Genomic DNA, 9,741 nt, shown 5'->3' on the forward strand with positions numbered 1-9,741 from the left:
TACCCCAGACCTGGAGCACCCTATGCTCGGACGCCTCAACCATGTCGCGCTTGCGGTGCCGGATCTGGCCGCGGCTGCGGCGGTCTATCGCGATACGCTTGGCGCTCGCGTGACCGCGCCGCAGGCGCTGCCGGAGCATGGCGTTACGGTGGTGTTCGTCGACGTCGGCAACACCAGGATCGAGTTGCTCGAGCCTCTCGGCGAAGCCTCGCCGATCGCCGCATTCCTCGCGAAGAATCCGTCCGGCGGCATGCACCATGTCTGCTATGAGGTGGACGACATTGTTGCGGCGCACGACCGTCTCAAGGCCAGCGGCGCGCGCGTGCTGGGCGACGGCAATCCGAAGATCGGCGCACATGGCAAGCCGGTATTGTTTCTGCACCCCAAGGATTTCTTCGGCACGCTGGTCGAACTGGAGCAAGCATGAGTTGGGTTTCGTTTGTCGCCCTGTTCTTCGCCACATGGTGGGTGGTGTTGTTCGCCGTCCTGCCGTTCAGCATGCGGACGCAGGACGAGGATCGGGACGTGACGCTTGGCACGGTTCCGAGCGCACCGCGCGGACCGCACATGCTGCGCGCGGCGCTGCGCACGACGATCGTCACGCTGGTCCTCATGGGTATCTTCTACGGCATCACGAGAGGGCTTGGCCTCGGTATCGACGACATCCCGCACATCGTGCCGGATTTCAACCAGAGCCCAGCGCATTAGCCGGCTACCTACCGTGTCCGACTATCCCAGCCTAAAGCGCGTCGCGTTCGACCGGCCTCATCGGACGCGCTTTAAGTTCTTGTTTGATGCATGTCGTTATCGCAAAACCGCTGCACGCTTTTGCGCGACATGCATTAGCCGACGCTCTGAAATCAAGCTGAGCCAGCAAGGTCAATCCAAAGTAAAGGCCGGGGCGGGTTTGGGCTGACGCAACGTCATGTAGTTTGGTAATCTGTCGTGCTAACCAGATGATTGCACAAAAAAAATGCAAGGCGCGAGGCCTTGCAATTTAAACGCGTCCGATCTGTTTCCGGTGTCCGGCGGCAGCGAGTTACCGCGCCTAGATCGCATCCTCCCAAGACTTTGACCGCGTAGGAGGGCAGATTTTTCTCTACCCTCTCGGTTATGGGGGCACACTAGCCTAAGGCGGGTGAAAATGTCACGAAGAATTTTGCCCGGAAACAGGCAATCTCGTGCTGCAGTGCACAATAGTACGGCAGGCGTTGCTTGCGAAACGCCCAGCAAGCCGCGTGCGGCAATTGCGGCGCCTGTGCAGCGCTTGGGCCGGGTTTCCATTCCGCCATGAAATGGCTATGAAGCCGGGGCAAGCAAGCCTGCGCTGCGCCGATTCCGGCGCCGCCATCCTCTCTCACGGACCAGTCCATGCGTTTGTCGCGCTATTTCCTGCCCATTCTCAAAGAAAATCCGCGCGAGGCCGAGATCGTCTCGCATCGGCTGATGCTGCGCGCCGGCATGATCCGCCAGCAGGGGCAGGGCAGCTTTTCCTGGCTGCCGCTCGGCAAGCGGGTGCTGGACAAGGTCTGCCGGATCATTCGCGAGGAGCAGAATCGCGCCGGCGCACTCGAAATCCTGATGCCGACCATCCAATCGGCCGAGCTGTGGCGCGAAAGCGGCCGCTATGAAGACTACGGCAAGGAGATGCTGCGCATCAAGGACCGGCAAGACCGCGATATGCTCTACGGGCCGACCAACGAGGAGATGGTCACCGAGATATTCCGCTCCTATGTCAAGTCCTACAAGGACCTGCCGCTCAACCTCTATCATATCCAGTGGAAGTTTCGCGACGAGGTGCGCCCGCGCTTCGGCGTCATGCGTTCGCGCGAGTTCCTGATGAAGGACGCCTATTCCTTCGACCTCGATTATGAAGGCGCCAAGGCCGCTTATAACCGCATGTTCGTGTCCTATCTCAGGACGTTTACGCGCCTGGGGCTGCAGGCCATTCCGATGCGCGCCGACACCGGGCCGATCGGCGGCGACCTCAGCCATGAGTTCATCATCCTGGCCGACACCGGCGAGAGCCAGGTGTTTTGCCATCGCGACTATCTCTCGCTTGAGGTGCCGGGGGCGGATACCGATTTTTCGAACGACGCCGAGATCGGCGGCATCGTCAAGACGTGGACGACGCCCTATGCCGCCACCGACGAAATGCATGACGAGGCGGCATGGGAAAAGCTCTCCGAAGGCGACAGGGTCTCGGCGCGCGGCATCGAGGTTGGGCATATCTTCCATTTCGGCGACAAATATTCCAAGCCGATGGGCGCCAAGGTGACCGGGCCGGACGGCAAGGATCATTTCGTTTCTGGCGGTTCCTACGGCATCGGCCCGTCCAGGCTGGTCGCGGCGATCATCGAGGCCAGCCATGACGATAACGGCATCATCTGGCCGGAGGCGGTGGCACCGTTCGATGTCGGCCTGATCAACATGAAGGCTGGCGATGCCGAATGCGACCGCGTCTGCCGCGAGCTGAATGCCGCCTTTGCCGCCGCCGGCAAGGAGGTGCTCTACGACGACACCGACCAGCGGCCGGGCGGCAAGTTCGCCACCGCCGACCTGATCGGGCTCCCGTGGCAGGTGATCGTCGGGCCGCGTGGTGTCGCCGCCGGCGAGGTCGAAATCAAGAACCGCAGGACCGGCGAGCGCGAGACGCTGCCGATCGGCGACGTGAAAAAGCGTTTCGGTGCCGCCGTATGAGTGAAGCGGCAGCAGCCAAACCTTCGGCGGCAGGACCCTTTTCCGGCTTCGAGCGCATGGTGGCGTGGCGCTATCTGCGCTCGCGCCGCAAGGAGACGGTGATCTCGGTGATCGCCTCGATCTCCTTCCTCGGCATCATGCTGGGCGTTGCCACGCTGATCGTCGTCATGGCGGTCATGAACGGCTTTCGCGCCGAACTGCTGACGCGCATCCTTGGCGTCAACGGGCACCTGATCGTGCAGCCGCTCGACATGCCGCTGGAGGACTATGACCAGGTCGCCGGCCGCATCAACGGCGTGCCCGGCGTCAAATATGCCATTCCGCTGATCGACGGGCAGGTGCTGGCGCAAGGCAATGTCGGCGGCGGCACCGGCGCGCTGGTGCGCGGTATACGCGGCGAGGATCTCGGCAAGATCACGATCGTCGCCAACAACATCAAGGCGGGCTCGATCGTCGGCTTCGACACCGGCGAGGGAGTCGCCATCGGCAGCCGCATGGCCGAGAATCTCGGCCTTGTGCTCGGCGATACCATCACGCTGATCTCGCCCGAGGGCGACGTCACGCCGCTCGGCACGACGCCGCGCATGAAAGGCTATCCGATAACCGCGATCTTCGAGGTCGGCATGTCGGAATATGACAGCTCCATCGTCTACATGCCGTTTTCGGAAGCGCAGCTTTATTTCAACATGGACGGCAGGGCGCAGACGATCGAGATCTACGCCGACAATCCCGACAATATCGACGCGCTGAAGCCGAAGGTCGAAGAGGCGGCGCAACGGCCGATCACCCTCGTCGATTGGCGGGAGCGTAACAAGACGTTTTTCGACGCGCTGCAGGTCGAGCGCAACGTCATGTTCATGATCCTGACGCTGATCGTGCTGGTGGCGGCGCTCAACATCATTTCGGGCCTGATCATGCTGGTGAAGGACAAGGGCCACGACATCGCCATCCTGCGCACCATGGGCGCCACGCGCGGCGCGATCCTGCGCATCTTCCTGATGACCGGGGCTGCGATCGGCGTTGTCGGCACCATCGCCGGCGTGCTGCTCGGCATCGTGATCTGCCTCAACGTCGAGCGCATCCGCCAGTTCTTCTCCTGGCTGGCCAACGAGCGGCTGTTCAATCCCGAGCTTTATTTCCTGAGCCAGCTGCCGGCGCGCATGGATGCCAGCGAGACGATCTCGGTCGTTCTCATGGCTTTGGCGCTGTCGTTCCTGGCGACACTGTTTCCGGCGTGGCGCGCTGCCAGGCTCGATCCGGTCGAAGCGCTGAGGTACGAATGATGGCCGAGGCCATTATCGAGCTGAAGAGCGTCGAACGCCATTATGTACAGGGGCCGCGCAAGCTGACCATCCTGAACGGCGCCGATTTTTCGCTGAAGCGTGGCGAGATGGTGGCGCTTGTGGCGCCGTCGGGCACCGGCAAGTCGACGCTGCTCCACACGGCCGGGCTGCTGGAGCGACCGGACGCCGGCGACGTGATCCTGGCGGGGCGCGCCTGCGGCCGGCTTTCCGACGACGAGCGCACGGCGATCCGCCGCAACGATGTCGGCTTCGTCTACCAGTTCCATCATTTGTTGCCTGAGTTTTCTGCGCTGGAAAACATCATGATGCCGCAGCTGATAAAAGGGCTGCCGCGCAAGGAGGCGGCCGAGCGGGCGGCGCAATTGCTCGACTATATGCAGATCGGCAAGCGGGCACAGCATCGCCCCTCCGAGCTCTCCGGCGGCGAGCAGCAGCGGGTCGCCATTGCGCGTGCCGTCGCCAATGCGCCGCTGGTGCTTTTGGCCGACGAGCCGACCGGCAATCTCGACCCGGTGACCGCTTCCTATGTGTTCGAGGCGCTGGCAGCACTGGTCCGGCAATCGGGCCTGGCGGCGCTCATCGCCACCCACAATCACGAGCTCGCCTCGCGCATGGACCGCCGCGTGACGCTGTCCGACGGCAAGGTTGTGCCGCTTTAGGGTGCGCTGCAATTGAGGCGATGACGGCCCGCGAGCTGCCGTGCGCCGTCCCGCCGCTTTCGCGCGCCTGTCGGCCCCGAAACGCTCGGCATCTCCTTCTCAACCCTTTCTTAACCCTGTCGAAATGACCGAGCGCAATTCGGGTGACGCCCGGACTGCGATCGTTGACATTCGAACAAAATTAGAACAAAATACGAACATACTAACAACAGGAGAGAGTTATGACCGATCTTGTTCAGGATGTCGTCTCGCTGGTGTGCATGAGCACGTTCCTCATTTCCATGGCAATCTGGATCGGCGCGATGTGAGGATTGAGCTCAAGGGCGGGCTCGATGCTGATGAGCGAGGGCCGCCTTCGCATATTGGCGCAGGCATTGGGCGAGTGTTTCAGCCGGCCTTGCGGGACACTTCGACAGGCGACACCGCGGCGGGCCCGAACACGTCCTCGAAAGCGGATTTCAGCGCCAGGTCGAGGTCGGCCATGGTCACGGGAAGGCCGAGGTCGACAAGGCTGGTGACGCCGTGATGCTGGACGCCGCACGGCACGATGCCGCTGAAATGGCTAAGGTCCGGCTCGACATTGATGGCGATGCCGTGAAAGCTCACCCAGCGCCTCAGCCTGATGCCGATGGCGGCGATCTTGTCCTCGGCCGCCGAGCCGTCGGGCAAAGCGGGGCGGTCCGGCCGAACCACCCAGACGCCGACGCGGTCCTCGCGGCGTTCGCCGCGTACGTTGAAGGCGGCCAGCGAGCCGATGATCCATTGTTCGAGTGCGGCGACGAAGGCGCGGACATCCTCGCGCCGCCGCTTCAGGTCGAGCATGACGTAGGCGACTCGCTGGCCCGGCCCATGATAGGTGTATTCGCCGCCACGCCCGGCGGCAAAGACCGGGAAACGGTCCGGCTCGATCAGGTCCTCGATGCGGGCGCTGGTGCCGGCGGTGTAGAGCGGCGGGTGCTCGACCAGCCAGACCATCTCGCCGGCGGCGCCGCTGCGGATTGCCTCGGCGCGCGCCTCCATCACGGCGAGCGCATCGGGATAGGCGGTGAGCCCGGGCTCGATGCGCCATTCGACCGGCGCCGAGCCGGGCAAGGGCAGGAACGACGTGGCGATCTGGCTGCGTTCTGTCATGATATCTCGTCTCGCCACTCATATGGCGGCAATCGGTACAAACGTCCAGTTCCGGCACGTTCGGCCCTTGAAGAGTTATGCCGATGTCCGGCCGATTATTGCTGGCCGCGCACTTGTTTCACCGGAAACGATTTGCTACACGCCGCGGGCCGGTTGGTTCCGGCTCCTACCACGTGCGGTCGTGGCGGAATTGGTAGACGCGCAGCGTTGAGGTCGCTGTGGGGCAACCCGTGGAAGTTCGAGTCTTCTCGACCGCACCATCAAATTCGTGAACTTGGCCCTCTAAGCCATTGAAACTCCAGTCCGGCAGAGCACCCGTTGATGAGGGCGCTTGGCGTTCTTGCCGAAATGCGATACAATTTGGGATACAAACTGAGATACATCGCGAGTTTGGCCCATGCGAAAAGAGGCCGTCGCAGAGCCCGCCAGAGACCCGGATCGCTACCTCGTCCAGCGCGACGGAATTTTCTATTATCATCGGCGAATGCCCGCCAAGATGGTCGGCATCGACGATCGCGGCAGGTTCATTCGCAAGTCCCTGGGAACGGACGAACGCCGCCTCGCACGTGCCATGCGCGACAAGCTCGAAGACGCGGACAAGACCCTGTGGGCGGTGCTTCTTTGCGGCGGCGAGACAAGGTCAGCACTCGATCAGTATCGCGACGCCGTTCGCCGGGCTGAAGCCATGGGCGTTTCCTACCTTTCAAATGGACAGGTGGCAGGCTTTCAGAATGTCGATTCAATTTTAAAGCGTGTCGAGGCGCTGGAGCGCGTTCAAGCGGCCCCCGCGGTCGCCGACGCTCTCCTCGGCGGGGTGCAGGTGCCGCCGGTCAAAGTCTCCAAAGCTTTTGATCTCTACGCCGATGAGATCATGGCCCATGAAGTCGCGGGTAAGAGCCAGTCGCAGCGCCGAATGTGGAAGAAGGTAAAGCAGAGAGCCGTAAACAATTTCGTTGCCCTGGTTGGTGACAAGCCGATCGGCGACGTCACGCGTGAAGACGGACTGACCTTCTACCGGTTCTGGCTCAAGCGCATCGCGCCGCCGCCAGACATCGGAGCCGCGACACATTCGGCGTCTGCCGGCAATCGAGACCTCGGCAACATGCGGGATCTCTACAGGCGTTATTTCGCTCATTTGGGCGAGGAACAAAAAGGCACCCCATTCGATGACCTCCGCTTTTCGGAGCGTGGCAAGCGCCGTCGTAAACGGCCGTCATTCGAACCCAAATGGATAACCGATCAGATCATGAGGCCGGGCGCTTTAGCATCCCTGGATGCTCAAGCGCGTCGCTGCGTTCTGGCGCTGATCGAGACAGGCACACGCCCAAGCGAGATATGCAATCTTGATGAGACCGTGATCTTCCTTGACACGCCGGTTCCGTATGTTCGCATTACCCCACGAGAGGACGCCGATGATCCGCGCGAGATCAAGACCGAATGGTCAGTGCGAGATGTACCGCTGGTAGGCGTCGCGCTGGAAGTTTTTAAGAAAAATCCGCAGGGCTTTCCGCGCTACCGCAATCGTGAAGAGGCGCTTTCTGCAAACCTCAATAAATTCTTTAAAACACACAAACTTTTCCCGACACCGAAGCACAAGATTTATTCCCTCCGGCACAGTTTCGAGGATCGTATGAAGGAGGCAGGTATCGACAGCGAGCTTCGCAAAATCTTGATGGGCCATACGATAGAGCGTGTAGAGTATGGTACGGGCGGATCGTTGCAATGGCGACGAGACGAACTCAAAAAAATTGCTTTGCCTTTCGATCCCGAGATCGTTTGAGCCGTTCCTGGACGCGCAGCATTGCGCCCATCTCTGCAATCAATTTCTTCTTCTCCCGTTCAAGACGCTCGTAAATCGGGAGATACGCTCGTCCTTTGTTGCCAGCCTTGTGGATAGCTAGGGCGAGCGTATCCAGAGCGCGGTCAATTCTGTCTAAGGTCACGGGCTCAGGAACAGTGCTTACCTGTGGCAGAACACAGGTCATTGTCTGTCCCGTCTGTTTCCTGTTCGGCGATGACACAGACGAGATAATGGCAGCAGGCGCAGGTGAGAAAAGCGGTTTGCCTCTCGCATCGTGCAGCGGCGATACTTCGACGTAGAAATCGGAAAACACGCTTGCGGCAACTCTGCACTGTCAGATGCAGCTAGCCACATCCGGCCACATGAATTGCTGAGCGGACTCAGACGGGTCGATGCCCTTGAACCGGACACGAGACCGAATCGATCCACAGGCTGTCGGCGGGCCGGAATGCCTCATCCGATCCGACCAAACCGATCGGAGGACGCAGGCAATGCCGGATTTGGTGGGCTATAATTACCTGAGGAGAGGCAATCAGCTGATCCGGATCAGTGCGTGGGAGCGCGAGTATCTCGGGAGGTCGCTTATGATTACCTTATCATTAGCATTCCTCGATATTGCGGCACCTTTGGGGTGAGTTTGACAAGCTTCACACGGCGATCGCTTGGCAGGAAATCGGTTATGAGATTCGTGTCGGTTCAATGATGGGCGGGACCAACTGCGCCGAAAGCGAACAAATTCGAATACTTAATGTAAAGTCTTGGGTCATGCTGTCCGAATGCAGTACTGTGCGGGCGATCAGCCAACGATTGGCGAAATTTTGAACAGGCTACCATTACCGATGGCCTAGACACCGTTTTCGTCCTTCGTTGCCGCAAGAAAGGTATCGCCAACTGCCGGATCAATCCGATCAGCCTGTGGCAACGCGCAACGGCTCCAACGCTCAGCGTTTCGGGCGGGGCTGAAGAGGTCGATGACTGCCGCACCCGGAGCAGTTCGACGTATTCCTTATTTTGCTTGGCCCGCTGAAATGCAGCCGCATCTTTAGAAGGAACGAACCGTCTGGCAGGACGGCGCAAGCAATTGATGGCGACGCCGTCGAGTGGATGGAGAAAGTCAGTGACAAACGATACCGCCGCTGAACGTTACCGGTCCGCAGCGTCTCGCACTTGGCTGCCAACTCACCCCAGCCAATACCTCGGCCCCGGCCCCTTGCGTCCTGCCATATCGGCAGGGTTCGCAAGGCTACACCGGTCGATCGACAGGCAGCCGCAACCGATGCACTCGGTAAGCCCCGACCTCAGGCGCTGCAACTCGGCGATGCGCTGGTCGATGCGCTTGGTCCACTGGCCCGATAACCGCGACCAATCCCGACGCGACGGCACGCGATCGGCTGGCAACTTGGCCAGCTCGCCGCCGATCTCCTCAAGCGTCAGCCCAATTCGCTGCGCGAAGACGATGAAGGCGATCCGGCGCAGCACGGATCGCGGGTAGCGTCTGTGTCCCGAGCCGGCCCGCTCGGACGCGATCAGCCCGCGCTCCTCGTAGAAGCGCAGGGCCGATGATGCGACGCCGCTGCGCCGCGCCACGTCGGTGATGGTCAGCATGGAATCCATGCATGAACGAAAGCACAATTCCCGCTTGACTTCAAGTTAACTTGAACTTGTACCAAGAGGCATACGGATTAAAGGAGCACTGGCAATGCAGACGAATGTCGAACTTCAGGGACTTCGCGTGGCGGTCACAGGCGGCACGTCCGGCCTCGGACTGGCGCTTGTGCGGCAGCTTGCCGCGATGAATGCGTGCGTCGCCTTCGTCGCCCGCACCGCCGCGAATGTCGAACGCATCGCCGACGAGACGGGCGCGCACGGTATTGTCGGCGACGTCGGCAAGAAGGAGGACATCTACCCGATCGCGTTGCAGGTCACTGCCAGCCTCGGCGGGCTCGATGTCCTGATCAACAATGCGTCGAGCCTCGGCCCTGTCCCTCTGGCGCTCCTTGCCGATACCGAGTGCGAGGAGCTGGAAATGGCGCTCGCGGTCAATCTCGTCGGCGCGTTCCGGCTGACGAAAGCCCTGTTCGGTGCGCTTGCCGCGTCCGCACGCGAGGGCCGCGGCGCGCTGGTCATCAACATTTCCAGCGACGCC

General features: G+C 61.3%; 9 protein-coding genes and 1 tRNA gene. 8 read left to right on the forward strand and 2 right to left on the reverse strand.

Annotated features, from left to right (window positions below):
• Nucleotides 1-22: 22 nt before the first annotated feature.
• The 5 genes from mce (at nucleotide 23) to NKJ32_RS29295 (ending at nucleotide 4,663) form a co-directional block, all read left to right on the forward strand.
• Complete coding sequence (mce, locus tag NKJ32_RS29275) at nucleotides 23-427, forward strand: methylmalonyl-CoA epimerase (protein WP_023676614.1); 405 nt, start codon at nucleotides 23-25, stop codon at nucleotides 425-427.
• Nucleotides 424-708: a DUF1467 family protein gene (locus tag NKJ32_RS29280; protein WP_023676613.1), complete on the forward strand. Its 285-nt coding sequence runs from the start codon at nucleotides 424-426 to the stop codon at nucleotides 706-708. The genes mce and NKJ32_RS29280 overlap by 4 nt, the downstream gene beginning before the upstream one ends.
• A gap of 663 nt (nucleotides 709-1,371) precedes the next feature.
• Nucleotides 1,372-2,700 carry a proline--tRNA ligase gene (gene proS / locus NKJ32_RS29285; protein WP_352570374.1) on the forward strand — a complete coding sequence of 443 codons (1,329 nt, stop codon included), beginning with the start codon at nucleotides 1,372-1,374 and terminating at the stop codon, nucleotides 2,698-2,700.
• A complete protein-coding gene (locus NKJ32_RS29290; RefSeq protein WP_352458234.1) occupies nucleotides 2,697-3,983 on the forward strand; it encodes a lipoprotein-releasing ABC transporter permease subunit in 1,287 nt (428 codons plus the stop codon). The genes proS and NKJ32_RS29290 overlap by 4 nt, the downstream gene beginning before the upstream one ends.
• On the forward strand, nucleotides 3,980-4,663 hold the full coding sequence (locus NKJ32_RS29295) for an ABC transporter ATP-binding protein (RefSeq protein ID WP_023676610.1): 684 nt from the start codon (nucleotides 3,980-3,982) through the stop codon (nucleotides 4,661-4,663). Before NKJ32_RS29290 ends, NKJ32_RS29295 begins: the two co-directional genes overlap by 4 nt.
• Before the next feature lie 387 nt (nucleotides 4,664-5,050).
• Here NKJ32_RS29295 and lipB read toward each other — a convergent pair whose 3' ends face one another.
• Entirely contained in the window at nucleotides 5,051-5,794 is a 744-nt protein-coding gene (gene lipB / locus NKJ32_RS29300) for a lipoyl(octanoyl) transferase LipB (RefSeq protein WP_023676608.1), read from the reverse strand.
• A gap of 175 nt (nucleotides 5,795-5,969) precedes the next feature.
• On the opposite strand from lipB, the gene NKJ32_RS29305 reads away from it, so the two are divergent.
• A tRNA-Leu gene (locus NKJ32_RS29305) sits at nucleotides 5,970-6,054 on the forward strand.
• A gap of 137 nt (nucleotides 6,055-6,191) precedes the next feature.
• The gene (locus NKJ32_RS29310; RefSeq protein WP_352458233.1) at nucleotides 6,192-7,574 is read left to right on the forward strand and encodes a DUF6538 domain-containing protein; all 1,383 of its coding nucleotides are present in this window, start codon (nucleotides 6,192-6,194) and stop codon (nucleotides 7,572-7,574) included.
• 1,200 nt (nucleotides 7,575-8,774) lie between these two features.
• Here the strand turns inward: NKJ32_RS29310 and soxR are convergent.
• Nucleotides 8,775-9,209 (reverse strand): redox-sensitive transcriptional activator SoxR, encoded by a 435-nt coding sequence (gene soxR / locus NKJ32_RS29315; RefSeq protein WP_352450000.1) that lies wholly within the window; start codon nucleotides 9,207-9,209, stop codon nucleotides 8,775-8,777.
• An 85-nt stretch (nucleotides 9,210-9,294) separates the two neighbouring features.
• On the opposite strand from soxR, the gene NKJ32_RS29320 reads away from it, so the two are divergent.
• Nucleotides 9,295-9,741 (forward strand): SDR family NAD(P)-dependent oxidoreductase (locus tag NKJ32_RS29320; RefSeq protein WP_352829651.1); only part of this gene is annotated, 447 nt, incomplete at its 3' end.

This window comes from Mesorhizobium sp. M0159, assembly GCF_040322295.1.
In the GTDB taxonomy this organism is placed as follows: Bacteria; Pseudomonadota; Alphaproteobacteria; order Rhizobiales; family Rhizobiaceae; genus Mesorhizobium.